At 71.2% G+C, this 23,800-nt stretch carries 32 protein-coding genes; 15 read left to right on the top strand and 17 right to left on the bottom strand.

Features of this window, described 5'->3' with window-relative positions; all coding sequences use genetic code 11:
* Positions 1–7: 7 nt before the first annotated feature.
* Together Q5722_RS14695 and Q5722_RS14690 are read right to left on the bottom strand one after the other, a co-directional pair.
* Positions 8–661 carry an FMN reductase gene (locus Q5722_RS14695; RefSeq protein WP_305029012.1) on the bottom strand — a complete coding sequence of 218 codons (654 nt, stop codon included), beginning with the start codon at positions 659–661 and terminating at the stop codon, positions 8–10.
* Positions 661–1,800 (bottom strand): LLM class flavin-dependent oxidoreductase, encoded by a 1,140-nt coding sequence (locus Q5722_RS14690; protein ID WP_305029083.1) that lies wholly within the window; start codon positions 1,798–1,800, stop codon positions 661–663. Before Q5722_RS14690 ends, Q5722_RS14695 begins: the two co-directional genes overlap by 1 nt.
* Positions 1,801–1,890: 90 nt before the next feature.
* Here Q5722_RS14690 and Q5722_RS14685 point away from each other — a divergent pair, with 90 nt between their 5' ends.
* Both Q5722_RS14685 and Q5722_RS14680 read left to right on the top strand, forming a co-directional pair.
* Positions 1,891–2,556, top strand: coding sequence for a DUF2238 domain-containing protein (locus Q5722_RS14685; RefSeq protein WP_305029011.1), 666 nt, complete (start codon positions 1,891–1,893; stop codon positions 2,554–2,556).
* A 2-nt stretch (positions 2,557–2,558) separates the two neighbouring features.
* Entirely contained in the window at positions 2,559–3,515 is a 957-nt protein-coding gene (locus tag Q5722_RS14680) for an alpha/beta hydrolase (RefSeq protein ID WP_305029010.1), read from the top strand.
* A 177-nt stretch (positions 3,516–3,692) separates the two neighbouring features.
* Here the strand turns inward: Q5722_RS14680 and Q5722_RS14675 are convergent, their stop codons facing one another.
* The 4 genes from Q5722_RS14675 to Q5722_RS14660 form a co-directional block, all read right to left on the bottom strand.
* Positions 3,693–4,463 carry a sulfite exporter TauE/SafE family protein gene (locus tag Q5722_RS14675; RefSeq protein WP_305029009.1) on the bottom strand — a complete coding sequence of 257 codons (771 nt, stop codon included), beginning with the start codon at positions 4,461–4,463 and terminating at the stop codon, positions 3,693–3,695.
* The gene (locus tag Q5722_RS14670; RefSeq protein ID WP_305029008.1) at positions 4,460–5,374 is read right to left on the bottom strand and encodes an SPFH domain-containing protein; all 915 of its coding nucleotides are present in this window, start codon (positions 5,372–5,374) and stop codon (positions 4,460–4,462) included. Before Q5722_RS14670 ends, Q5722_RS14675 begins: the two co-directional genes overlap by 4 nt.
* Before the next feature lies 1 nt (position 5,375).
* On the bottom strand, positions 5,376–5,831 hold the full coding sequence (locus tag Q5722_RS14665; RefSeq protein WP_305029007.1) for an NfeD family protein: 456 nt from the start codon (positions 5,829–5,831) through the stop codon (positions 5,376–5,378).
* Between the two features lie 68 nt (positions 5,832–5,899).
* A complete protein-coding gene (locus Q5722_RS14660; protein WP_305029006.1) occupies positions 5,900–6,697 on the bottom strand; it encodes an ABC transporter ATP-binding protein in 798 nt (265 codons plus the stop codon).
* Positions 6,698–6,733: 36 nt separating this feature from the next.
* On the opposite strand from Q5722_RS14660, the gene Q5722_RS14655 reads away from it, so the two are divergent.
* A complete protein-coding gene (locus Q5722_RS14655; protein ID WP_305029005.1) occupies positions 6,734–7,411 on the top strand; it encodes an Rv1486c family protein in 678 nt (225 codons plus the stop codon).
* A 45-nt stretch (positions 7,412–7,456) separates the two neighbouring features.
* On the top strand, positions 7,457–8,677 hold the full coding sequence (serB, locus tag Q5722_RS14650) for a phosphoserine phosphatase SerB (RefSeq protein WP_305029004.1): 1,221 nt from the start codon (positions 7,457–7,459) through the stop codon (positions 8,675–8,677).
* 12 nt (positions 8,678–8,689) lie between these two features.
* Here the strand turns inward: serB and Q5722_RS14645 are convergent, their stop codons facing one another.
* Positions 8,690–9,193, bottom strand: coding sequence for a SixA phosphatase family protein (locus tag Q5722_RS14645; RefSeq protein WP_305029003.1), 504 nt, complete (start codon positions 9,191–9,193; stop codon positions 8,690–8,692).
* Positions 9,194–9,200: 7 nt separating this feature from the next.
* The gene (locus tag Q5722_RS14640; protein ID WP_305029002.1) at positions 9,201–9,416 is read right to left on the bottom strand and encodes a dodecin; all 216 of its coding nucleotides are present in this window, start codon (positions 9,414–9,416) and stop codon (positions 9,201–9,203) included.
* A 97-nt stretch (positions 9,417–9,513) separates the two neighbouring features.
* Here Q5722_RS14640 and Q5722_RS14635 point away from each other — a divergent pair, with 97 nt between their 5' ends.
* Positions 9,514–9,783 carry a DUF3099 domain-containing protein gene (locus tag Q5722_RS14635; RefSeq protein ID WP_305029001.1) on the top strand — a complete coding sequence of 90 codons (270 nt, stop codon included), beginning with the start codon at positions 9,514–9,516 and terminating at the stop codon, positions 9,781–9,783.
* A gap of 38 nt (positions 9,784–9,821) precedes the next feature.
* The gene (locus Q5722_RS14630) at positions 9,822–10,052 is read left to right on the top strand and encodes a hypothetical protein (RefSeq protein WP_305029000.1); all 231 of its coding nucleotides are present in this window, start codon (positions 9,822–9,824) and stop codon (positions 10,050–10,052) included.
* 7 nt (positions 10,053–10,059) lie between these two features.
* Here the strand turns inward: Q5722_RS14630 and moaA are convergent, their stop codons facing one another.
* Complete coding sequence (gene moaA, locus Q5722_RS14625; protein ID WP_305028999.1) at positions 10,060–11,046, bottom strand: GTP 3',8-cyclase MoaA; 987 nt, start codon at positions 11,044–11,046, stop codon at positions 10,060–10,062.
* A 32-nt stretch (positions 11,047–11,078) separates the two neighbouring features.
* Between moaA and Q5722_RS14620 the strand changes: the two genes are divergently transcribed.
* Positions 11,079–11,876: an SURF1 family cytochrome oxidase biogenesis protein gene (locus Q5722_RS14620; protein WP_305028998.1), complete on the top strand. Its 798-nt coding sequence runs from the start codon at positions 11,079–11,081 to the stop codon at positions 11,874–11,876.
* On the opposite strand, the gene Q5722_RS14615 is transcribed toward Q5722_RS14620, so the two are convergent.
* The 3 genes from Q5722_RS14615 to Q5722_RS14605 form a co-directional block, all read right to left on the bottom strand.
* On the bottom strand, positions 11,868–12,626 hold the full coding sequence (locus Q5722_RS14615; protein ID WP_305028997.1) for an SDR family oxidoreductase: 759 nt from the start codon (positions 12,624–12,626) through the stop codon (positions 11,868–11,870). The genes Q5722_RS14620 and Q5722_RS14615 overlap by 9 nt on opposite strands.
* 214 nt (positions 12,627–12,840) lie before the next feature.
* Complete coding sequence (locus tag Q5722_RS14610) at positions 12,841–13,581, bottom strand: SDR family oxidoreductase (RefSeq protein ID WP_305028996.1); 741 nt, start codon at positions 13,579–13,581, stop codon at positions 12,841–12,843.
* Between the two features lie 17 nt (positions 13,582–13,598).
* Entirely contained in the window at positions 13,599–13,892 is a 294-nt protein-coding gene (locus Q5722_RS14605; protein ID WP_305028995.1) for a hypothetical protein, read from the bottom strand.
* A 38-nt stretch (positions 13,893–13,930) separates the two neighbouring features.
* On the opposite strand from Q5722_RS14605, the gene Q5722_RS14600 reads away from it, so the two are divergent.
* From Q5722_RS14600 to Q5722_RS14590, 3 genes are all read left to right on the top strand, one after another.
* Positions 13,931–14,347 carry a hypothetical protein gene (locus tag Q5722_RS14600; protein WP_305028994.1) on the top strand — a complete coding sequence of 139 codons (417 nt, stop codon included), beginning with the start codon at positions 13,931–13,933 and terminating at the stop codon, positions 14,345–14,347.
* Between the two features lie 93 nt (positions 14,348–14,440).
* Positions 14,441–14,764 carry a YciI family protein gene (locus tag Q5722_RS14595; RefSeq protein WP_305028993.1) on the top strand — a complete coding sequence of 108 codons (324 nt, stop codon included), beginning with the start codon at positions 14,441–14,443 and terminating at the stop codon, positions 14,762–14,764.
* 69 nt (positions 14,765–14,833) lie between these two features.
* Positions 14,834–15,211 (top strand): VOC family protein, encoded by a 378-nt coding sequence (locus tag Q5722_RS14590; RefSeq protein WP_305028992.1) that lies wholly within the window; start codon positions 14,834–14,836, stop codon positions 15,209–15,211.
* A 9-nt stretch (positions 15,212–15,220) separates the two neighbouring features.
* On the opposite strand, the gene Q5722_RS14585 is transcribed toward Q5722_RS14590, so the two are convergent.
* Positions 15,221–16,105 (bottom strand): DUF6159 family protein, encoded by an 885-nt coding sequence (locus Q5722_RS14585; RefSeq protein WP_305028991.1) that lies wholly within the window; start codon positions 16,103–16,105, stop codon positions 15,221–15,223.
* A 92-nt stretch (positions 16,106–16,197) separates the two neighbouring features.
* On the opposite strand from Q5722_RS14585, the gene Q5722_RS14580 reads away from it, so the two are divergent.
* Together Q5722_RS14580 and Q5722_RS14575 are read left to right on the top strand one after the other, a co-directional pair.
* Positions 16,198–16,668, top strand: coding sequence for a hypothetical protein (locus Q5722_RS14580; protein WP_305028990.1), 471 nt, complete (start codon positions 16,198–16,200; stop codon positions 16,666–16,668).
* Between the two features lie 436 nt (positions 16,669–17,104).
* Positions 17,105–17,281 carry a hypothetical protein gene (locus tag Q5722_RS14575; RefSeq protein WP_305028989.1) on the top strand — a complete coding sequence of 59 codons (177 nt, stop codon included), beginning with the start codon at positions 17,105–17,107 and terminating at the stop codon, positions 17,279–17,281.
* A 224-nt stretch (positions 17,282–17,505) separates the two neighbouring features.
* On the opposite strand, the gene Q5722_RS14570 is transcribed toward Q5722_RS14575, so the two are convergent.
* Positions 17,506–18,171 carry a hydrolase gene (locus tag Q5722_RS14570; RefSeq protein WP_305028988.1) on the bottom strand — a complete coding sequence of 222 codons (666 nt, stop codon included), beginning with the start codon at positions 18,169–18,171 and terminating at the stop codon, positions 17,506–17,508.
* Between the two features lie 363 nt (positions 18,172–18,534).
* Between Q5722_RS14570 and Q5722_RS14565 the strand changes: the two genes are divergently transcribed.
* Together Q5722_RS14565 and Q5722_RS14950 are read left to right on the top strand one after the other, a co-directional pair.
* Positions 18,535–19,290: a hypothetical protein gene (locus Q5722_RS14565; RefSeq protein WP_305028987.1), complete on the top strand. Its 756-nt coding sequence runs from the start codon at positions 18,535–18,537 to the stop codon at positions 19,288–19,290.
* Entirely contained in the window at positions 19,239–19,823 is a 585-nt protein-coding gene (locus Q5722_RS14950) for an RNA polymerase sigma factor (RefSeq protein WP_369415034.1), read from the top strand. Before Q5722_RS14565 ends, Q5722_RS14950 begins: the two co-directional genes overlap by 52 nt.
* Positions 19,824–19,896: 73 nt before the next feature.
* Here Q5722_RS14950 and Q5722_RS14560 read toward each other — a convergent pair whose 3' ends face one another.
* On the bottom strand, positions 19,897–20,403 hold the full coding sequence (locus tag Q5722_RS14560; RefSeq protein ID WP_305028986.1) for a GNAT family N-acetyltransferase: 507 nt from the start codon (positions 20,401–20,403) through the stop codon (positions 19,897–19,899).
* Positions 20,400–21,035 carry a LysE family translocator gene (locus tag Q5722_RS14555; RefSeq protein WP_305028985.1) on the bottom strand — a complete coding sequence of 212 codons (636 nt, stop codon included), beginning with the start codon at positions 21,033–21,035 and terminating at the stop codon, positions 20,400–20,402. Before Q5722_RS14555 ends, Q5722_RS14560 begins: the two co-directional genes overlap by 4 nt.
* A 99-nt stretch (positions 21,036–21,134) precedes the next feature.
* Here Q5722_RS14555 and Q5722_RS14550 point away from each other — a divergent pair, with 99 nt between their 5' ends.
* Entirely contained in the window at positions 21,135–21,887 is a 753-nt protein-coding gene (locus tag Q5722_RS14550) for an alpha/beta hydrolase family protein (RefSeq protein WP_305028984.1), read from the top strand.
* 12 nt (positions 21,888–21,899) lie between these two features.
* Here Q5722_RS14550 and Q5722_RS14545 read toward each other — a convergent pair whose 3' ends face one another.
* On the bottom strand, positions 21,900–23,774 hold the full coding sequence (locus tag Q5722_RS14545; RefSeq protein WP_305028983.1) for an ABC transporter ATP-binding protein: 1,875 nt from the start codon (positions 23,772–23,774) through the stop codon (positions 21,900–21,902).
* Between the last annotated feature and the right edge of the window lie 26 nt (positions 23,775–23,800).

Genomic DNA, 23,800 nt, shown 5'->3' with positions numbered 1-23,800 from the left:
GGGCGGGTCAGCCGCGCAGCTTGTCGAAGCTGAGGAACCCCGCCGCGTCCGGGTCGAACTCGGTGCTGCCCTGCAGCTTCCGCGCCGGCGGCACGTCCGCCTTCGCCGAAGGCCCGTCGAGCAGCGCGACCAGCTCCGCCGCCGCGCGGTCCACGCGCTGCCCGAGGCGGCCGCCCCGGTCGGAGCTGTCGTTCGAGCCGAAGTCCTCCGACGCAGCGAAGACCGCGGTCGGCACCGGCGTCGCCTTCAGGTAGGAGAAGAGCGGCCGCATCGCGTGCTCGAGCACCAGCGAATGGCGCGCCGTGCCCGCCGTGGCTCCCATGAGCACGGGCTTGCCCTCGAGCACCCCGGGCTCCAGCACGTCGAAGAACGTCTTGAAGAGCCCCGAGTACGACGCGGAGAAGACCGGCGTCACCGCGATCACCGCGTCGGCGTCCGCGACCGTCTGCAACGCCTGGGCCAGGCCGCCCGAGGGGAAGCCGGTCAGCAGGTTGTCGGCCAGGGCCCGCGCGTGCTCACGCAGCTCGACCACGTGGATCCGGACGTCCTCGCCACGCTCGAAGAGCCGCGCCTCCACGGCGCTCGCGAGCTGGTCGGCCAGGATGCGCGTCGAGCTCGGGCTCGACAGCCCGGCCGAGACGACGGCGATGTGGCGCGTCATCAGGCGTCCTCCGCCCGGTGACCCGTCGCAGCGTCGGCCGCGGCGTAGACCGTCGCGTCGTGGGCCCCGCCGGCTGCTGCCACGCGGGCACCGTGCGTCGGCGCGTCCGGGATGTGCGCGGGCCGGCCCTCGGCGTACCCCTTGCGGAGCTCGGGGAGGATCTCGCCGAGCAGGTCCATCTGCTCGAGCACCATCTTCAGCGGCATGCCCGCGTGGTCCAGCAGGAAGAGCTGGCGCTGGTAGTCGCCGACGTAGTCACGGAAGCCGAGCGTGCGCTCGAGGATCTGCTGCGGCGACCCGACTGTCAGCGGGGTCTGCTCCATGAAGTCCTCCAGCGACGGGCCGTGTCCGTAGACCGGAGCGCTGTCGAAGTACGGCCGGAACCGGCGGACCGCGTCCTGGCTGTTCTTGTCCATGAAGATCTGGCCGCCGAGGCCGACGATCGCCTGGTCGGCGGCGCCGTGACCGTAGTGCTCGAAGCGCTGGCGGTAGAGGCGCACCATCTGCTCGGTGTGCGACGCGGGCCAGAAGATGTGGTTCGCGAAGAACCCGTTGCCGTAGTACGCCGCCTGCTCGGCGATCTCGGGGCTGCGGATCGAGCCGTGCCACACGAAGGGAGGTACGCCGTCGAGCGGGCGCGGCGTCGAGGTGAAGCCCTGCAGCGGGGTGCGGAACTTGCCCTCCCAGGTCACGACGTCCTCGCGCCAGAGCCGGTGCAGCAGGTCGTAGTTCTCGATCGCGAGCGGGATGCCGTCGCGGATGTCCTTGCCGAACCACGGGTAGACCGGGCCGGTGTTGCCGCGGCCGAGCATCAGGTCCATGCGGCCGTCGGAGACGTGCTGCAGGTACGCGTAGTCCTCGGCGAGGCGGACCGGGTCGTTGGTCGTGATCAGCGTGGTCGCGGTCGAGACGATCAGCTTCTCGGTCTGCGCGGCGATGGCGCTGAGCAGGATCGGCGGGTTGGCCGGCGAGGCGAACGGCGGGTTGTGGTGCTCCGCCGTCGCGAAGACATCGAGCCCGATCTCCTCCGCCTTCCTGGCGAGCGTGATCGTGTTCTTGATCTTCTGGTACTCGGTGGGAACCGTGCCGTCCGTCGGGTCCGGCGTCACGTCTCCGACGGTGAAGATGCCGATCTGCATGTCCATCACTCCTTGGTAGATGACGTGTCAACCATATACCAGGCTGCGGCATTCCCGACAGGTGCCCCGTGGCGTGGCGACAATGTCGGCATGGCGTCATCTCCCACCCGCCGGAGCTCCGACCACCCGGGCCCGCACTACCCGCGCCCTGACCGCCCGCGCCCTGACCGCCCAGACCCGCACCGCGCAGCCCTCCTCGCCGCAGCGGTCGTCCTCCTGGCGACCGTCGGGCAGCTCGCGGTCGCGACGTTCGTGCCCGGCATCGACCGGTTCGACGGGAAGGCCTTCGGCGCCCGGCTGCTCGCCTACCCGGTGATGATGCTGCTCGCGCCCGCGCTCTGGTGGTTCCACCAGCGCCGCACCGGACGCCGGGACACAGCGCCGTGGGGCGCGTTCGCCCTGGTCATGGTGCCGTTCCTCGTCGACGTCACCGGCAACACGCTCGACCTCTACGACCGTGTCGCGTGGTGGGACGACCTCAACCACTTCGTGAACTGGATCCCCCTCTGCGCCGGCCTCGGCCTGCTCCTGCTCGCCGACGTGGCGCAGCGCTGGCAGGTCGTCCTGCTCGTGGCAGGGCTCGGCGCCCTGCTCGCGATCGGCTGGGAGCTCGGGGAGTGGTGGACGTTCATCCGCCACGGCACCGAGCTAGACACCGCCTACACCGACACGCTCGGCGATGAGGCGCTGGGCACGACGGGCGGCATCGTCGCCGGGATCCTCCTCGCCGCGAGCCGACGTCCTGCCACACTCTGACCATGGCGACGAACCAGCCCCTGGCCGACGTGCTCGGAGACCCGTACACCGCCGAGGTCATCGACCTCCCCGCCGACGACGAGGGCCGCGTCGTCGCGACCCTGGTCAAGCTGCCGGCCCCCGCCCCCACCGGCAGGGCGGTGCTCCACGTGCACGGCTTCTGCGACTACTTCTTCCAGACCTCGTACGCCGAGTGGTGGACGGCGCGCGGCTACGACTTCTACGCGCTGGACCTGCGCAAGTACGGCCGCTCGCTGCTCCCCCACCAGACACCGAACTTCGCCCGCGACCTGGCCGACTACTTCCCCGAGCTCGACGAGGCCTGGACCCGGGTCACCACCCGCGACGGGCACGACCACGTCGTCCTCTCCGCGCACTCGACCGGTGGCCTGACGGTGCCGCTCTGGGTGCACGAACGGGCCGTCCCGGCCGCGGGCATCGTGCTCAACTCGCCCTGGTTCGACCTGCAGGGCCCCGCCTGGCAGCGCACCTGGGGCACGTCGCTGATCCACCGCGTCGGACGCCTGGCCCCCATGGCGGTCATGCCGCGCAACGTGAGCGGCACCTACGCCCGCAGCCTGCACCGCGACTTCGACGGCGAGTGGGACTTCGACCTGTCCTGGAAGCCGGCCGACTCCTTCCCGGTGCGCTTCGGCTGGATCAGCGCGATCCGACGCGGCCACGCCCGGCTGCACGAGGGGCTCGACCTGGCGATGCCGGTGCTCGTGCTCTCCTCGGCCCGCTCGGGGACCTCCGCGAAGGTCGACGAGACGGCGCGGTCGACCGACCTGGTGCTCGACGTCGAGCAGATCCGGAAGTGGGCGCCGTCGCTCGGCAGCGACGTCACCAGCGTCGCTGTCGAGGGCGGTCTCCACGACCTCTCGCTCTCGCGGGAGGACGTCCGGGCCCGGTTCTACGACGCGATCGGCGACTGGCTCGCCACCCACGTCGACCGCTGAGCCGGTGCGGCCGGCACCACCAGCAGGAGGGTCGCTGCGGGTGTGCACCGCCAGCGACCAGGCCTTCACCGAGGTGAAGATCTTCTCGGCTCACACGCTGCCGAGGCGCTGGACTCTTCGCACGGGCGAAGATCTCGACATCGCCGACGTGTGACCGGTGCGGCGGTCTGCTCCAGCTCAGCCGAGCAGGAAGCGGACCAGGGCGACCGTGCCCACGACCACGATCAGGGCACGGAGAGCGGGTGCCGGGAGCCTGCGTCCCCAGCTCGCTCCGAGCTGGCCGCCGATCGTGGAGCCGACGGCGATCAGGGCGACCACCCGCCAGTCGATCGTGCCGAAGGCCGCGAGCACGAAGACCAGTCCGGCCACGCCGTTGCCGAGGGCGGCCAGGACGTTCTTCACGCCGTTGAGCCGCTGCAGGGTGTCGTCGACACCGGCACCGAGCACGGCCATGCAGAGCACGCCCTGGGCCGCCCCGAAGTAGCCGCAGTAGACGCCCACGCCGAGGATCGAGGGCCAGACCCATCGGGCCCCGTTGGCAGGCAGGCCACCCAGCTGCTCGTGCTTGCGGGCGACGGCGCGCGAGATCCGCGGCTGCAGCACCACCAGCACCAGGCCGAGCAGGATCAGCACCGGCACGATCGCGCGGAACGCCGCCGACGGCAGCACCAGGAGCAGGAGCGCCCCGGCGGTCGCACCGATCAGTGTCGCCGAGGCGAGTCGCAGGACGCGGTCGCGCTGGCCGGCGAGCTCGCGCCGGTAGCCGATCGCACCGGAGACCGAGCCGGGGACCAGCCCGATCGCGTTGGAGACGTTGGCTGCCACCGGCGGGACGCCGAAGGCGAGCAGGGTCGGGAACGTCACGAGCGTCCCCGACCCCACCACCGTGTTGATCGTGCCGGCGGCGACCCCCGCGAGGAGGATCGCCGCCATCTCAAGCGGACTCACGCCTGGTCAGCAGCTCCGTCGGTGAGCTTGCCAAGCCCCGCGAGGGCGCTGCTGAACTCGCTGGGGAGGATCCAGACCTTGTTGGCCGACCCCTCCGCGAGCTTCGGCATCGCCTGGAGGTACTGGTAGGCCAGCAGCTTCTGGTCGGGGTTGCCGTCGTGGATCGCCTGGAAGACCTGCTGGATCGCGTTGGACTCACCCTGGGCGCGCAGGATCGCCGCCTCGCGGTCGGCCTCGGCGCTGAGGATCTGTGCCTGCTTGGCACCCTCGGCGTTGAGGATCGCCGACTGCTTGTTGCCCTCGGCCGTGAGGATGGCGGACTGGCGCTCACCCTCGGCGGTCAGGATCGCGGCACGCTTGGAGCGCTCGGCGCGCATCTGCTGCTCCATCGCGTCGGAGATGGACGCCGGCGGGTCGATGCCCTTGAGCTCGACACGGTTGACCCGGATGCCCCACTTGCCGGTGGCGCCGTCGAGCTCGCCACGCAGGCCGGTGTTGATCTGGTCGCGCGAGGTCAGCGCGTGCTCGAGCGTCATGCCACCGATGATGTTGCGGAGGGTGGTCATGGTGAGCTGCTCGATCGCCTGGATGTAGTTGGCGATCTCGTAGGTGGCGGCGACCGGGTCGTTGACCTGGAAGTAGATGACCGTGTCGATGGAGACGGTCAGGTTGTCCTCGGTGATCACCGGCTGCGGCGGGAACGAGACGACGTTCTCGCGCAGGTCGATCATGTAGCGGACGTTGTCGATGAACGGCACGACCATGTTCAGGCCGGCCGGCAACGTCGCGTGGTACTTGCCGAAGCGCTCCACGACTCCTGCGAAGGCCTGCGGGACGATCCGCACCGTCTTCACCAGGAAGACGATGACCAGGACCAGCCCGAGCACCAGGATGACGGCTACTGCTTCCACTTCACTCCCCCTCAGCTGTCGGGCGCACGACGGCCGTCGCGCCCCGGATCTCGATCACGTCGACGGACCGGCCCGGCTCGATCGCCAGGCCGCCGTCCGCCGTCGCGGTCCACGTCTCCCCGTCGAGCCGCACGGCCCCGGGCTCGTGGCCCCCGATGCGCGCCGTCACGACAGCGCGCATGCCGACGTAGCGCTCGATGCCCAGCGCGGTGGCCGGCGAGCGGTGCAGACGATGCAACAGGGCCGGTCGGACGAGGCCCAGCGCGGCGACGGCGGCGACGCCGGCGAGCACCACCTGGAGCACCCAGCCGGCACCGACCGCGGCAGCGACGGCTCCGGTCAGCGCACCTGCTGCCAGCATCAGCAGCACGAAGTCGAGACTGGCGAGCTCGAGCGCGGCAAGCACGAAGGCCAGCCCCACCCATGCCTCCCAGGCGTGGTCCCGGATCCATTCCATGGCTGGAATCTAGCGGGAAATGCCAACCAGTCGGCAGCGGTTTCCGCAGCGCTCCTCAGGACCGCTCGTCAGCCGACGTGCCGGTGGGAGCGGCGCGCCTGCCAGCGGCCGTCCTCGTGGGTCACCAGCAGCGGCATCCCGAACGTCGCCGACAGCACGCTGTCGGTGAGCACGTGCTCGATCGGACCGGTCGCCATGACCTTGCCCTCCTTGAGCACCAGCGCGTGGGTGAAGCCGGGCGGGATCTCCTCGACGTGGTGGCTGACCAGCACGGTGGCCGGCGACGACTCGTCGTAGGCCAGCACGGCGAGGGTCGAGACGAGGTCCTCGCGGCCGCCGAGGTCGAGGCCGGCGCCGGGCTCGTCGAGGAGGAGCAGCTCGGGGTCGGTCATCAGGGCGCGGGCGATCTGGACGCGCTTGCGCTCGCCCTCGCTGAGCGTGCCGAAGGTGCGGTCGGCGAAGCCCTTGCAGCCGAGCTCGCTGAGCAGCGCCTCGGCCTGGGCGTGGTCCATCTCGTCGTACTCCTCGCGCCAGCGCCCGACGACGCCGTACGCCGCGGAGACGACCAGGTCGCGCACGGTCTCGTCGCGCGGGATCCGCTCGGCCAGCACCGCGCTGGTCAGGCCGATGCGGGGGCGCAGCTCGAAGACGTCGACGGCGCCGAGCACCTCGCCGAGGATGCCGGCGACGCCGGAGGTGGGATGCATCTGGGCGGAGGCGACCGCCATCAGGGTCGTCTTGCCGGCGCCGTTGGGGCCGAGCACCACCCAGCGTTCGCCCTCACGGACCGTCCAGTTCACGGCGTCCAGCAGCAGGGCCTGGCCCCGGCGGACGGTCACATCGGCGAACTCGATCACGGCGGACATGTGGTCGACCCTATACAGCGCCTACCCTCTCTCGACGTGACCCTCTCCGACGCCGCCGTGTTCGCCTGGTGGTGGAGTGCGTGGCGGCGCGGCGACACCTCGCTCGACGACGCCGTCGACGCCCTCGACGGCTTCCACCAGTTCGTCGGGCTCCCGGGCCACGACGAGCCGGTCGGCCCGGTCTTCGCGTTCGCCGCGCTCCGCGACCTGGGCGCCGTCTCCGCCGGCCTGGCACTCCCCGACGACGGCGACCCGCTCGGCCTCGGTGGCCCCGCGGCGTTCAACCGGGCGGCCGTCGACGCACGCGAGGCGGTCGTGCTGGACGGCGCCGGCGTGGGCCTGATCCCCCACCGCGCCGGCCACGGCGTGACCTGGACCCTGCTGCCCGCCGACCGGCGGCAGCTCCCGGACCTGGGCGAGGCCGACCGCGGGCTGCGGCTGGCCCTCGCCCAGACCGCGCACGCCTTCGACGGCCGGAACCTCGGGCACGACCACCCCGACCTCACCGACGCACTCATGGACCTGCGGCGGCGCGACCCCCTCGACGCCCCTCCGGGAACGCCGGCCTCCTGCGTCGAGCTCGCGGCACGCGGCCTCCAGGCGTTCGCCCTGACCGCTCTCGCGGACCTCGACGAGCTGCGCCCGCTGGCAGCCGCCGCCCGTCGCGCACTCGTCGCGGCCTGTTCGCCCGGTGTGTGGCCGCCCGCCCGCTGATCGCCGCGGGTCGACGGGGCGGCGGAGCGATAACCTTCCGCCGTCATGACTGAAGCCACGCCTGCTGCCGACACCCTGCTGATCACGCTCACCGGCGACGACCGCCCGGGCGTGACGTCGACCGTCTTCGAGACGCTGGCCGCGTCCGGTGTCGAGGTGGTCGACCTCGAGCAGATCGTGCTCCGCGGACGTCTCGTCCTCGGCGTGCTCGTCACCGCCCCGCGCGACGCGCGCAGGCTGCGGGCGAGCCTCGAGTCGGCCGCCAGCTCCCTCGGCATGCTCCTCGCCATCGAGCGTGGCACCGGCGACAACGCCGCCCGCGCCGACGGCCGCAGCCTGGTGACGCTGATCGGCTCGCCCCTCAAGGCCTCGGCGGTCGCCGGCATCTCCGGTCGGATCGCGGACCTGGGTGCCAACATCGACCGGATCCAGCGCATGGCCCGCTACCCGGTCACCGCGATCGAGCTGCAGGTCTCCGGTGCGCCGACCGAGGTGCTGCGTACCGAGCTGGTCAAGGAGTCCCAGAAGCGCGGCGTCGACGTCGCCGTCCAGGAGGCGTCGCTGCTCCGCCGCGGCGCCCGCCTCATCGTGATGGACGTCGACTCCACGCTGGTGCAGGGCGAGGTCATCGAGATGCTCGCCGCCCACGCGGGCTGCGAGGCCGAGGTCGCCCGCGTGACCGAGGCCGCGATGCGCGGCGAGCTCGACTTCGAGCAGTCGCTGCGCGAGCGCGTCGCCCTCCTCGAGGGCCTGGACGCCTCGGCCCTCGACAAGGTCTACGACGAGGTCCAGCTCAACCCGGGCGCGCGCACGATGGTCCGCACGCTCAAGCGTCTCGGCTACCGGTTCGCGATGGTCTCGGGCGGATTCTCCGCCGTCACGGACCGGATCGCCGCCGACCTCGGCTTCGACTACGCCCGCGCCAACGACCTCGAGATCGTCGACGGGAAGCTCACCGGTCGGGTCATCGGGGCGGTCGTCGACCGCGCCGGGAAGGCCGCTGCCCTGCGCGAGTTCGCTGCCGAGCTCGGCATCGACGAGAAGTCGGTCATCGCGATCGGCGACGGCGCCAACGACCTCGACATGCTGAACGCCGCGGGCCTGGGCATCGCCTACAACGCCAAGCCGGTCGTGCAGGCGGCGGCCGACACGGCGGTCAACGTGCCCTACCTCGACACGATCATGTACCTCCTCGGCATCAGCCGGGAGGAGATCGTCGCGGCCGACGCGGCCGCGGGTTTCGTCACCCCCGAGCCGCTGGTCTGAGTCCGGCCCGGCTCAGCAGCCGGGACGCACCGCCGTGAGCCGGCCATAGCCCTCGCTCACCCGCGCCCACTCCACGTCGAACTCGAGCACCGCGACCGACGCCGGCGGGAAGCCGATGGTCAGCGACTCGGTCAGGGCCGGGTCGCCCGTGCCGTCGGAGAGCACCTGTGCGAGGAAGTGGACGGTCGGGTTGTGGCCGAGCACGAGCAGCGTGGCGGCGTCGGGGTCGGCGTACCGGACCAGGTCGAGCGCGGTGTCGGGGCCGGCGGTGTAGAGGCCGTCGTCATGGGTGGGTGCGAGCTGCCAGCCCGCCTCCGCGGACAGCGCCGCCCAGGTCTGCCGGGTGCGGAGGGCACCGGAGACCAGCGCCGTGTCGGGGACGACGCCACGGCCACGCAGCCATCGCCCGAGCGCCCCGGCCATCTCCGTGCCGGCCGGTGTGAGCGCGCGCTCGACGTCGGACGGCGCCCAGGACTCGGCCTCGGCGTGACGGATCAGGACCAGCGTGCGCGTCACGGGAGGATCACTCGTCGTCCTCGAGGCGGAAGCCGATCTTGAGGGAGACCTGGAAGTGGTCGACCTGGCCGTCCTTGACGTGGCCACGGACCTGGGTGACCTCGAACCAGTCGACGTGGCGCAGGGTCTTGGACGCGCGCTCGACGCCGTTGCGGATCGCCTGGTCGATGCCCTCGGGCGACGTCCCGACGAGCTCGGAGATGCGGTAGGTGCGGCTGGACATGGGGGCCTCCCGGGGGTCGGTGCCGGACATCGGTGACGACCGGGTGGCCGTCGACCCGGCCAGCCTATCGACGAGGCCCCCGACGTAGGCTGGAGGCATGTCCGAACCGGTCAGGATCACCTCGGCGCCGATCTCCCCCGCCGACGAGATGAAGGGCCGGATGCGTCGCTACCTCATCGCGATGACGATCCGCACGGTCTGCTTCATCCTCGCCGTCGTCTTCCGCGAGTCCTGGGTGATGTGGGTCTTCCTCGTGGGTGCGGTCTTCCTGCCGTACGTCGCCGTCGTGATGGCCAACGCGGTCAACCGGCGCGACGACGCACCGCTCGCGACCGCGATGGATGCCCGCCACCAGCTCGAGGGCTGATCGCGGCCCCGGGCCGGGCGCGAGATACTGGGGTCCTCATGGACGCATCCGACACCGACCTGACCTGCTCCGCCAAGGGCTGCGCCGCGGGCGCTGCATGGGCGCTGCGCTGGAACAACCCGAAGATCCACACGCCCGACCGCCGCAAGGCGTGGCTGGCCTGTGAGGAGCACAGGGGCTCGCTCGGTGACTTCCTGACCGCGCGCGGCTTCCTGCGCGAGATCGAGCCGATCGCCGAGTTCGTGCCCGAGGCCGGGCCGACCGCCTGAGGGCGGATCAGCCGCCGATCGCGCTCATCGGCCGGTCGGGCTGGAGGAACGACGGGTCGTCGATGCCGTGGCCGGCCCGCTTGCCCCGGACCGCGGCCACCCAGCGCTCCGCGATCTCCACGTCGCTCGCGCCGGCGCGCAGCGCGGAGCGCAGGTCGGACTCCTCGCGTGCGAAGAGGCAGTTGCGCACCTGTCCGTCGGCGGTGAGACGCACCCGGTCGCAGTCGCCGCAGAAGGGGCGGGTCACGCTGGCGATGACGCCGACCGTGCCCGGGCCGCCGTCGACGGTCCACAGCTCGGCCGGGGCACTGCCGCGGGGCTCGCTGGCCGGAGCCAGCTGGAACGCCGCCTGGAGGCTGGCCAGGATCTCGTCGGCCGTCACCATCTCGCTGCGCTGCCAGCCGTGCTGGGCGTCGAGCGGCATCTGCTCGATGAAGCGCAGCGTGTAGCCGCGCGCGAGGCACCAGTCGAGCAGCTCGGGAGCCTGGTCGTCGTTGACGCCACGGAGCAGCACGGCGTTGACCTTCACCGGGCCGAGGCCCGCGTCGGCTGCCGCCTTGAGGCCGGCGACGACGTCGTGGAAACGGTCACGGCGGGTGATCGTCGCGAACGTCTCCGGGCGCACGGTGTCGAGGCTGACGTTGACGCGGGTCAGTCCGGCGTCGGCGAGCGCCTGCGCGGTGCGGGCCAGGCCGAGGCCGTTGGTGGTAAGGCTGACCTCGGGACCGAGCGCGGCGGTGCGCCGCACGATGTCGACGAGCCCACGGCGCACCAGCGGCTCGCCGCCGGTGAAGCGGACCTCCCGGATGCCGAGGTGCTCCACCCCGATCCGGACCAGGTGCACGACCTCGTCGTCGGTCAGCTGCGTCTCGTCCGGCAGCCAGTCGAGCCCCTCGGCCGGCATGCAGTAGGAGCAGCGCAGGTTGCAGCGGTCGGTCAGCGAGACGCGCAGGTCCGCGGCCACACGGCCGAAGCGGTCCTGGAGCAGCTGCATGGCTCCATGGTAGGTCCCGCTACCCTTCGGCCGTGCGTTCGCTGTCGTTCCTGATCAGCCGCCGATGGATCACCTTCGCGCTGGTCGTCGGTCTGCTCGCCTATTTCGCGTGGTGGCTGGGCGAGTGGCAGTTCCACCGCCTGCACGACCGCGAGCACCGCAACGCCGTCACGGAGGCCAACCTGCACGGCACGCCGTCCTCCCTGCGCGAGGTCTACTCGACCGACGAACCACTGCCCGCCACCTCCGAGTGGAAGCGGGTCACCGCCACGGGCACCTACGACCCCGACCACACCCTCCAGATCCGGTACCGGACCTTCGAGGGCAACGGCGGAGTCGAGGTCGTCGTACCGCTGACGACCTCGACGGGGACGGTGCTGCTCGTGGACCGGGGCTGGCTGCAGACCGAGAAGGCGACGGCCCCGGCCTCCGCCGTACCGGCTCCTCCGCAGGGGCAGGTCGTGGTGACCGGATGGGCGCGCGCCGACGCGACCGACTCCAACGAGGTCGACAAGGCCGACGGCGTCCTCTCCACCCGCGCGGTCTCGAGCCGGACCTACGACGAGGCGACCGGGCTGACGGCGTTCCAGGGCTGGCTGCAGCTGGAGTCGGAATCACCCGCAGCCACCGCGAAGCCGGCGCTGCGCCCGGGTGACCTGCCGGACCTCGGCAACGGCCCGCACTTCTTCTACGGCCTGCAGTGGTGGTTCTTCGGCGTCCTCGCCGTCTTCGGCTTCGGCTACCTGGCCTACGACGAGTGGGCGGTGCTCACCGGGCGCCGGCTGCCGCGCGACCAGCGGGTCTCGAAGCGCTCCGACACCTCAGAGTGAGCGCAGCGCCCCGCCGTCGACGGGGAGCATGACCCCGCTCAGGTACGACGCCGCGGGGCTCAGCAGGAAGGCGGCCGCGCGGCCGAACTCCTCGGGCTCCCCGTAGCGCCCGAGCGGGATCGTCGCGGTCGCGCGGGCCCGCGCCGCGTCAGGGTCGCCACCGAGGGCGTCGAGCTCCTTGAGCCGGTCGGTGGCGATGCGGCCGGGCAGCAGCCCGTTGACGCGGATGCCGCGCGGGCCGACCTCGTCGGCGAGGTTCTTCGCGACCATGGCCAGACCCGGACGGAGACCGTTGCTGATCGTGAGACCGGTGATCGGCGACTTCACCGAGCTGCTGAGGACGAAGGCGATCGCGCCCCCGGCGGGCAGCTCCGCCGCGAGCTCGCGGCCGAGGCGCACGGCACCGAGGAAGACGCTGTGGAAGGCATCGGCCCACTGCTCGTCGGTGCTGCTGGCCACCGTGCCGGGCGCCGGGCCGCCGACGCTGACGAGCGCTCCGTCGAGCCGCCCGAAGGTGTCCAGCGCGGTCGCGATCAGCCGCCCGGGCGTCGTGGGGTCCGCGTTGTCGGCGACGACGGCCACCGCGCTGTCGGCCCCGAGCTCGGCCACCGCGTGGTCGAGGGTCTGCCGGCTGCGTCCGCTGAGCACGACCCGGGCGCCCTCGGCGACGAGCTGGTCTGCGGTGGCACGTCCGAGGCCACGGGCTCCCCCGGTGACGATGAAGACGCGGTCGGCGAGCTGGAGGTCCATGCCGGCGAGCCTAGTGGCGGCACGCGCGCATGCGTCGGCGCGGCGCAGGGAACTGGTCCCCGTCAGGCGGTTACATGGGGAACAGGGAGGTGCCGGATGGGCGAGCACGAGCACGAGTGGCACCTGGCGGCCGTCGACTTCGAGGACACGTTGGTCGTGAGGGAGTACGCCTGTGCGGGCTGCCCCGAGGTCCGCATCGGCGACTGACCGGCGACTAGAAGAGCTTGCCGCGGAAGGTCTTGTGCTGCGCGGCCTGGGCCAGCGGACGGACCACGAGGCGGTCGATGTTGACGTGCGGCGGCAGCTGCACCGCGAAGGCGATGCAGGCCGCGACGTCGTCGGCGACGAGCGGCCGGTCCACGTCGGCGTACACGCTGTCGGCGCGCGTGCTGTCGCCGCCGAACCGGTTGAGCGAGAACTCCTCCGTGTGGACCATGCCCGGAGCGATCTCCACGACGCGGATCGGCTCGCCGTTGAGCTCGAGGCGGAGCGTCTCGGTCATCGCGGCCTCGGCGTGCTTGGCGGCGCTGTAGCCGCCACCGCCCTCGTAGTTGATGTGGCCGGCGGTGGAGGTCAGGTTGACGATCGTCGCGTACGGCCTGCGGCGGAGCGCCGGCAGCAGCGCCTGGGTCACGCGGAGCGTGCCCAGCACGTTCACGTCGTACATGCGCTGCCAGTCGTCGAGGTGCCCCTCGGCGACGCTCTCCAGCCCGTAGGCACCGCCGGCGTTGTTGACCAGGACGTCGAGGTCCGCGACCTGCTCCGCGAGGGCCGCGACGGAGGCGTCGTCGGTGATGTCGAGCGCGACTGCGCGGGCTCCGATCTCCGCCGCGAGCTCCTCCAGCCGGTCGAGCCTGCGGGCCGCGACGACGACGTCGAGTCCGTCGGCGGCGAGGCGGCGGGCGGTGGCTGCTCCGATGCCGCTGCTGGCACCGGTCACGAGTGCGGTCGTCATGACCGCAACCTAGCCGCCTACTGGTGGACGTAGGCGAGCATGGCGACCCAGAGCGCGATCGCGACGCTCGCCACGAAGCAGCCGAAGGGCACCACCGACGACCCGCGGGCGATGTCGCGCTCCTTCGGCTCCTCCTGCCGCTCCGCGTAGACGATGGTCGCGACGCCGGTCGCGAAGAACGCCAGCGGCAGCACGACGTAGAGCATCAGGTGGTTCGACCCCTCGCCGATCGCCTCCTGCACGACGAGGAGCGCCTCGATGAGCACGAGGCCGAGGCTGACCAGCAGGAACGTCCGGGTGTGGCGCGGCATGTGCCGAAGCATGCCAGCCAGCAGGCATGATTCCGGTCATGTCCCCGTGGTTGCTCGTCGCCGTCGCGGCGGTCGTGGGCGGCCTCGTGTTCCTGTGGAGCTCCCGCGTCGCCGGTGCCGCCCTGCTGCTCGGTGCGGTCGTGGTCGCGGCCGGGGCGGCCGGCGTCGACCCGGGCCTGCCGTCGCCGCCGGCCGGCGGGTCGCCGGCAGCGTCAGCGCATGGCGACTCTCCCTGGGTGCTCCGCGTGACGCTCGACGCGTCGGCGCCGCCTGCACTGCCCGGGCAGGTCACGCAGCGGTGGGTCGACGTGCCCGGCGTGGGGACGGTGCATCCGGACAGGCGGGGCCGGATCGTCGTACGCGGAGAGCAGGGGTCCAACACCTTCGAGATGAACGCCGTGAAGCTCGCGCTCGGCCGGATGCCGCACGTCGCCTCGGTCGAACGGATCCGCTGACCTGATCGGAGGCGGGTGTCGGATCGCGGCTGCGTCGTACGTCGATCGGGTGGAGGCTGTCCATCAGGGACCGCCCGAACGAGGAGGACCGTCATGCAGTTCCTGATCTCCGTCATCGACGACGGCACCGGCCCGGCCACGGCAACCGAGGACGCCGCGGTCGACGCGTTCAACACCCGGCTGCAGGACGCCGGGCAGTGGGTCTTCGCCGGTGGTCTCGGCGACCCCGGGCCGGCCAGCGTCGTCGACAACCGAGGCGGCTCCCCCGTCGTCACCGACGGGCCGTTCGTCGAGTCCAAGGAGTACCTCGCCGGGTTCTGGATCATCGAGGCGGGCTCGCGCGACGAGGCGATGGCGCTCGCCACCGAGGCATCGAAGGCCTGCAACCGCAAGATCGAGGTCCGGCCGTTCCTGTGACCGGAGGCGTGCAAGGCTGTGCCGCAGCTGCGCGACCCTCGTGCCGGCTCCGTCGCCCGGGAGGCAACGATGAAGATCGACCGGCTGGACCACCTCGTCCTGACCGTGCGCGACATCGACGCGACCGTGGCGTTCTACCGGCAGCTGGGCATGGAGGCCACGACGTTCCGCGGCGGGCGGTGGGCGCTGGGGTTCGGCACCAGCAAGATCAACCTGCACCAGGCGGGCCGGGAGTTCGAGCCGAAGGCAGCAGCGCCCACCCCGGGCAGCGCCGACCTCTGCTTCATCGCCGCGACACCCCTACCCGAGGTCATGGCGCACCTGCAGCAGGCCGGCATCGCCATCGTCGAGGGGCCGGTCGAGCGGACCGGTGCCACCGGCCCGATCCTGAGCGTCTACGTCCGTGACCCCGACGCCAACCTGGTCGAGATCAGCACCTGCCTGTGAGGGCGGGCGTCAGCGCCGGCGCTTCTTCGGCGTGAACGCACCGGCCAGCGCCGCCTCGGGCACGCCGGGCGTCGGCAGGCCGGCGGCGTAGCGGTAGATGACCGCGCGCGCATAGGTCGAGATCGCGCTGAAGACCGCGACCATGCCGACGAAGCCGAGGATCGACGCGACGACCAGCAGGACCCCCGCGACCGTCAGGGTCAGCGGTCCGGTGAACGCCAGCACGAGACCCACGACCAGGGCCGCGATGAGACCCAGCCAGACCAGCACCTGCAGCAGCCCGAAGCGCAGGGTGGTGCGGAGGCTGGTGCCCCACGTGTCGCGCAGCAGCTGCGAGGAGCGCCTGACCGCCGCAACCGGGCCGAGGCCCTCGACCACCACGACAGGGACGACGAGGAAGGACACGATCGCCCAGGCGAGGCCACCGAGGAAGCCGAAGAGCTTGCCGAGGAAGCCGAGGCGCTCCTCGAGAGCGCGCATCGCCAGACCCACCGTCGTCGTCAGGAGGGCCCAACCGAGGATCGGGACCCGCAGGCGCCAGGCGGCACCCAGGACGCCACGGAGCGTCGGCTGCCGGCCCTCGGCGCGCTGGTTGGCGCCGATGATCAGGGCGGCCTGGAAGTAGATGGCGACGACCGAGGCGGCGAACGCGGCGAGTGCCCCGCCGACGTACCCGCCGATGTCGTCCGTGCCACCGACCGTGCGTCCGACCAGGAAGCCCGGGACGAAGAGGAGGACGGCCGCGGTCACCGAGGCGACACCCGAGAGGAACGGCACCCAGAGCAGCTGCTTGTCGGCCTTCAGCATCGACCAGCTGGCCGCCAGGATCACCCGGCCGTTGGCCTTCGTCGCCGGTACGACGGGAGGGTGGGCGCCGGAGTTGTCGATCGTCATGCGTGCTCCTGTGCTGCGATGAGTTGACGACAAACGCTAGCCGCCGGTGACCGGGCGCCGCAGGCGATCGGGGCACCCGGCACACTGGGAGGGTGTTCCGCACTCCCCCGCGTCCCCTGCCGCGCTGGCTGGTCCGCGCCCTGCCGTGGATCTACCTCACGGGCGGCGTCGCGCTGGTGCCCTGGGCGCTCTACCTGGCGCTCACCCTGCCGGCCGACTACGCGACGGACCACTACCGCGGGACGTGGGTCGTCTTCGACGTCGGCCTCGCCGCGGCGCTCGCATCGGTCGGGTGGTGCGCCTTCCGCCGGAGCCCGGCGATCATCATCGCGCTCTCCGTCGCCGCGGCGATGCTCTTCACCGATGCATGGTTCGACGTGTCCAGCGCCCGCGGTGCCGACGACCACCGCCAGGCGCTGCTGTCGGCACTCCTCCTCGAGATCCCCGGCGGACTGGTCTGCCTGCGGCTCGCCCACCGGGCGCTCTTCCGGGTCCTCGCCGCCGGAGGCCTGGTCGACGTACCCACTGACCAGGACACGGCAGCCGGTCACGTCGAGCCGTAGGTCCACCCGGCCCACCGCCGTCGTCAGGGCGCTGCGGGGATGGCGAGTGCGGGAGCCGGCACACAGCCGGCTCCCGCCCACGAGCTCCTGCCGATGTGGTCGGACCACTGTTTACGGATCACGGTCGCAGCACGGGGAACCCCGCGGAGCCCGTCCGCCCCAGGAGCGAGGCGAGGCCTCAACGGTGCGGCATCGGGCGACGACGGTGCAAGCCGGCGCCCTGCACCCGGCGCCCTGCACCCGGCGTACGAAGGCGGCGTACGAAGGCGGCGAGGGCGAAGCGCAGAGGCTCGGTTTTCTCCTCCACTCTCAGGGTCTCCTGGTTCAGCACTCCGCCAGCCGACTCCTTGCGGCCGCGCACGTGGAGCGGGGACGCGATGGCATGCGGAGCCGTCCTGCGGGAACGAGGTGGGGACCTACTGCAGGAGGTCGACGAATGAGCGGCATCGACGTTGGTTCAAAGGTGCGCATCACCGGCGAAGGCAGCCCCACAGGGACTGTCGTGTCGTGGGATGACACCCGTAGCGAGTACCTGGTCGAGATGGCAGATGGCCAGTCACGCTACGTGGCACAGGCCGACCTGGAGCCTGTCTCCGGTGAACAACGGCCCTGACCGCGCCGAGCGAGGTACCTGGTCCGGGTACTGAAGGCGCGCGTCGATGCCTTCAACCGCCGGCCCTCCGCTGCGGCGAGTGCAGAACCGTGGTGGTTCTGCCGGAGTGCTGATCGCGGCATGAGCCGTCGTTCTGCGCTGCGCTGTACGCGGTGGATGAGGCGTTCCTGGGCGGAGCCGCGAGGGCCCTGAGGCCGAATGCCCTGCCCTGGCGCGGCGGGATGTCAGGAACCGGCGCTCGGTACTTGGCCGCCACCCCACAGTCCGAGCTCCCGCTTCGACTGGAAGTACCAGTTGATGATCGGACGGAACAGATCAGCCTCGCCTCTCGCCCAGTTGCGCATGATCTCGCAGCCGAAAGCGATCGCGGTCACCGGATGCGCACCTGCCTGGATCATCCTGTCGAAGGCGCGATCGTGCGTCACCTGGCTCACCCCGCCGACGGCGTCGGCGACGGGATAGACCTCGTACCCCTCGGCTAGCATGTCGAGCGTCGGGAACGCGAGACAGACTTCTGTCCAGAGGCCGGCCAGGACGATCTTCCTACGACCGGTCGCCTCGATCGCAGCCCGGAAGTCGGAGTCCTCCCACGCGTTGACGCCCGTGCGGTCGATCTCCATCACGCCCGGCAGCTCGTCCATGATCTCTGGCACGGTGCCTTCGTTGACGCCCATGTCGACAGCGACCGTGGTGACAACGGTGGGTATCCCGTACGCCGCCGCGATCTTCGCCAAGGTGACGACGCCAAGGTCGATCTCCGCACGGCTGGCGGAGGTCACGGTGGCGTACTGGCCCGGCTGAAAATCGATCAGGGCGAGGACGCAGTTCTCCGGGGTGAGAAGCAGATCGGCCTTCGGGTCACGGATTGGCTCTGGCTGTGTCTTCGGCATGGCGCCAGCCTAGGCAACAAGGGTGAACGGCCAACATCGTCCTTCTGAGCGGCGTGCGCGGCCGGGCCAGCTCACCTGTGGCCGCGCCCACGAGGGATCTGGAAGTGGACTCCTTCGATTTCGCGAATGCGGCCAATGGCGTGCACGCGGCCTGCTCAAGGCGGCTGCGTTCAGTGCGGTCAGCGCCATCAAGCCTCCACGCTGGGAGTCCTAGCCGCTCTGCAGAGAGCGCGCTATATGCGGCATGAGCGGTCACGCTATGCCGAACTGAATTCGGCGTGTCCGACCGGATCGCGTTGATCCTTGGCTGGTGATGTGACGCGCCGACACTCCAAGGGTGAAAGCATCCGCTGAGGAGGAAACATGTCGCCGAGCAGCAACGATCCGTCGACCTGGGAGTCGGTGAGCCGCACGATTCGTGAGGCTTCCCCCCATGTCCCGCAGTTCACCTCTGCCGAGAAGAGTGCGCTGTGGCAGCGCATCGAGGTGCACGCTGCCGCGACGCCCCGCCGCCGCCGGCCGCCACGCGTAGTCGTCGCCGGAACGTTGGCGGCCTTCGCGATCGGCGGGGCTGGGGTCGCGACGGCGGCGGTCTACAGCGCTCACACAGGCATCGGACCAGTCGATGCGGAAGACGTTGAGCTGGGTGGCCCGGGCGAGCGGCTCGATCCGTCGGCTCCCGACTTCGCCGTCGTCCTCGACGAGATCACACGGGATATCCGGTTCCCGTCTAATCAGGCCCGCGAGCGTTCGCTTGCTTTCGAGGCGGACGACCTCGCTGAATCACGGGGCCCGTCGGTGTCGGCCGGCGCGCTCCGTCTCTGGATGTCCGGCCACGCTCTCTGCTCATGGACTGACCAGTGGGCGGTGGCACTGCGTTCGGGCGATGACGAAGCGCGAGGTGAGGCGGCGAAGGTGGTCCTCTCGGCGCGCACGTGGCCTTCCATCACCGACACCGATCCTGAAATGGCAAACGAGTCTGAGTTCGCTTGGCTTCCCGCTCTTGAACAGGCGATTGAGGCGCAGCGACCGCAGGCAGCACGCGAAGCCCTGTTCTCCAACGGATCTTGCTTGCCAGCCGGCCTTGCGAGCCCCGGCGGAATTGGAGTCCGGCGTTGAGCGGGGCGACCAAGGCGGACCTCGCAAAACTGTACGAACTCCACGCAGGGGAGTTGCACGGGTACCTGTACCGACGCGCGGGGCAGGCTGGGGCCGACCTCTTGGGTGAGGTGTTCGTGATCGCGCTGCAACGGCTAGCCGACCTTCCGGAACCTCAGTTGCGGCGGGCCTGGCTCTTCGGAACGGCACGTCGCCTACTGCTAGCTCAGCATCGGACGGTTGCCCGTCGCTCTCGCGCGGAGGATGAGCGAGCCCGGCTGCTTGAGTCCAGCCTTGAGGGTACGGAGAGCGATACTGGGACCCGAGCCCGCGCCGTGCACGAGGCCCTCGCAAGCCTGGCGGAGACCGACCGTGAACTCATCCGCCTCACGGAGTGGGAGCAACTGCAGACTGCCGAAGCCGCGGCCGTACTCGGGATGCGGCCAGGTACCGCCCGGATGCGACTGCTCCGGGCACGTCGCGCGCTGGCCTTGCATGAGGCACTACGAGCGTTGCCAGGTGCTCACACAAACTCGGTGGCAGTCGATCGGTAGCGGGGCCGTTCCGTCCTCAATTCGGCAGATCCGGTCGCCGCGATCAAGGACCACTTAGCCGTCGACAGCGCACCTATCCACGCACCATCCGCACCTCGGCGCCCAGGTCATCACTCCGCCGGGCACCGTCGGCGACGAAGCCGTGCCGTTCGTAGAACGTGGTCGCGCGGTGGTTGCCGACCAGGACCCACAGGTGTGCAGGACGCTCCCCCAGCACCTCGGCGAGCAGCGCGTGGCCCAGCCCCCGTCCCCACCAGTTGGTGCGGAGGTAGAGCGTCCACAGCTCCTCTGCTGGCACAGCAGGATCCGGCTCCTGCGCCGGACCCACGGTCGCGAAGCCGACGAGCCCGTCACGCGTCTCGGCCACGACGGCCGAGCAGTCAGCAGACTCGAGCAGCGACCGCCAGCTCGCGACCCGCTGCGGCAGTTGGGCACGGCGTTCCTCGAAGACACGGTCCGGCATCAGGTCGGCGTACGCGTCCTCCCAGACGTCGAGGTGCAGGGCGGCGAGCGCCCCCGCGTCCACAGGTACGCCGCGGCGCAGCGCGACGCCGCGGACGGCAGGCGGCTGCCCCGTCACGCGCTCGCCTGCGCGAGCCCGAGGTGGACGGCGAAGAACGCGAGCAGGCCGGCGGTCCCCCAGCGCACGCCGGTCTCGGTGCGGCGGCTCCGTTCGAGGAGTCGCGACACCTGGTCGGCGACGAGCACCCAGAGCCCGTTGACGGAGCCGGCGACGGTGATCTGGATGAGGCCGAGCTCGACGATCTGCCCGGCCGTCGACCCGGCTGACGGGGAGACGAACTGCGGCAGCAGCGCGCCGTACATGAGGGCCAGCTTGGGGTTGAGCAGGCAGGTGGTGAGGCCCATGGCGTAGAGCCGACGCGTGGAGTGCGCCGGTAGCGAGGCGTCGGCACGGAAGGCGTTGCGCGAGCCGCGCACCATCCCCCACGCGAGCCACAGCAGGTAGAGCGCGCCGAGCACCTTCACGACGAGGAAGAGTGAGGGCACGGCGACGAAGAGGAGTGCGAGACCGAGCGCCGTAGCCAGCACGTACACGAGGAAGCCGGTCACCACGCCGCACAGCGACACCAGCCCTGCTCGCCGTCCCTGCGTCAGCGAACGCGAGACGAGGTACATCATGTTCGGCCCGGGCGTCAGCACCATGCCGAACGCCACCGCCGCCATGCCGAGGGCAGCGGTCACCGAGATCATGGGCCCATTCAACCCGACCACGGGCGCGGTTACTTTCCAGTTTCCGGACCGGAGCCGCGAACGTCCGACCGCAGGCTCGCCGCGCCCTAGGTTGGCTCCGTGGCAACGAAGGTGCGCTTCCCGAGCTCGACGGGCGAGATGCTGGCAGGTCTGGTCGACGAGCCGCAGGGCACGGTCCGCGGCTGGGGCGTCTTCTCCCACGGCTTCACGCTTGGCAAGGACTCCCCCGCAGCGGCCCGCATCTGCAAGCAGCTCGCCGCGGAGGGCATCGGCATGCTCCGCTTCGACGCGATCGGCCTGGGCGACTCCGAGGGCGACTGGGGCTCCGGCTCCTTCACGCACAAGGTCGACGACATCGTCGAGGCGTGGGACTTCATGACCGGACGCGGCACCCGCCCGCAGCTCCTGGTCGGCCACTCGTTCGGCGGCTCGGCCGTCCTCGCCGCCGCCCACCGCACCTCGGCCGTCGCGGTCGCGACCGTGGGAGCGCCGTTCGACCCCGCCAACGTCGACAAGCAGTACGACGCGATCATCGACCGGGTCATGCAGGACGGCGAGGCCGAGTGGCTCGTCGGCGGCAAGGCACTGACCGTGCGCCGCCACTTCGTCGAGGTGGTGCGCGCCTACGACCTGCAGCGCGACATCGCCTCGCTGGCCCGGCCGCTGCTCGTCATGCACTCCCCCACCGACGAGACCGTCGGGATTCGCAACGCCGGCCAGATCTTCCGCTCCGCGCACCACCCGCGCAGCTACGTCGACCTCGAGGGCACCGACCACCTGATGACGGCCAAGGGCCAGGCCGCCCGCGCCGGCCGCATCATCAGCGCGTGGGCCGACCAGTACCTGGTCTGACCCGCGGCCCCGTCAGGCCTCGAGCGTCCGGGCGAACTGCGTCGCGTGCAGCTCGGCGTACAGCCCGCCCTCGGAGAGCAGCGAGTCGTGGGTGCCGGTCTCGACGACCGTGCCGTCGTCGACCACCAGGATCTGGTCGGCGTGCCGGATCGTGGAGAGCCGGTGCGCGATCACCAGCGACGTGCGCCCCTCGAGCGCGGCGTCGAGGGCGCGCTGCACCGCGACCTCGGACTCCGAGTCCAGGTGCGCGGTCGCCTCGTCGAGGACCACGATCGCCGGCGCCTTCAGCAGCAGCCGGGCGATCGCCAGCCGCTGGCGCTCACCGCCCGAGAGCCGGTAGCCGCGGTCGCCCACGACCGTCTCGAGACCGTCGGGCAGCGCGCGCACCATCGTCGCGATCTGCGCCGCCTCGAGCGCCGCCCAGACCTCGGCCTCGGTGGCCTCGGGCCGCGCGTAGAGCAGGTTGGCCCGCATCGTGTCGTGGAACATGTGCGCGTCCTGGGTGACGTAGCCGACCTGCGCCTCGAGCGACTCCAGCGTCACCTCGCGTACGTCGTGCCCGCCCACGCGGACAGCGCCACTCGTCGCGTCGTACAACCGGGCGACGAGGTGGGTCAGTGTCGTCTTGCCGGCACCCGACGGTCCCACCAGAGCGACCATCTGACCGGGGCGGACCGTGAACGAGACGTCGTGCAGCACCTCGCGCACGTCCCGCGACTCCTTGCGCGCCACGGCCTCGAGGGAGGCCAGCGAGACGTCGGCGGCCTTGGGGTAGGTGAAGGAGACGTGGTCGAACTCGATCGACGCGGCCGACCGGGGCAGCACGACCGCGTCGGGCGCGTCCTGGATCGCCGGCTCGAGGTCGAGCACCTCGAAGACGCGCTCGAAGGAGACCAGCGCGGTCATCACGTCGACGCGCACGTTGGAGAGGCCCTGCAGCGGCCCGAGCAGGCGCAGCAGCAGCGTCGCGAGGGCGAGCAGCGTGCCGACGGAGAGCGCACCCGAGATCACCAGGTGGCCGCCGACGCCGTACGCGACCGCGGTGGCGAGCGCCGGGATCAGCATGAGCGTGGCGGCGAAGATCCGGGTGACGAGCGCGATCCGGATGCCGAGGTCGCGCACGACCCCCGCCTTGGAGGCGAAGAGCGCGTCCTCGGACTCGCGGCGGCCGAAGAGCTTGAGCAGCATCGCGCCGCCGACGTTGAACCGCTCGGTCATCGCGTTGCCCATGTCGGCGTTGCCGTCCATCTGCATCCGCGCGAGCCCGGCCAGCTTGCCGCCGACGATCCGCGACGAGAGCACCAGCAGCGGGAAGAGGCACAGGCAGAGGAAGGTGACCTGCCACGACAGCGCGATCATCGCGACGCCGACGACCACGACGCTGATCAGGTTCGACACCGTCGAGGACAGGGTCGAGGTGAACGCGCGCTGTGCGCCCATCACGTCGTTGTTGAGGCGCGACACCAGCGCGCCCGTCTGCGTGCGGGTGAAGAACGCCAGTGACTGCCGCTGCACGTGACCGAAGACGCGGGTGCGGAGGTCGAAGATCAGGCCCTCGCCGATCCGTGAGGAGAGCAGGCCGGCCGCGACGCTGAGCAGCGCGTCGAGCAGCGCGACCGCCGCCATCGCGAGCGCGAGCGTGGTGATCAGTCCCCCGTCGCCCTTGAGCACACCGTCGTCGACCATGCGCTGCACGAGCAGCGGCGCGACCACGACCAGGCCCGCGTCGATGATCGTCAGCACCAGGAACGCCGTGATCAGCCGGCGGTGCGGACGGGCGAAGCCGAGCACCCGGCGCAAGGTGTCGCGCGCCAGCTTCCTCTCGAGGATCGACCGGTCCGTGCGGAGGTTCCGCATCATCGGGGCCATGCCCTGCATACCGCTCATGCGGAGACCTCCAGGTGGTTCAGGCC

The organism is Nocardioides jiangxiensis (genome assembly GCF_030580915.1).
Classification (GTDB): Bacteria; Actinomycetota; Actinomycetes; order Propionibacteriales; family Nocardioidaceae; genus Nocardioides; species Nocardioides jiangxiensis.
Note: the sequence above shows the minus strand (reverse complement) of the source record. Positions and strands in the feature narration are given on the sequence as shown.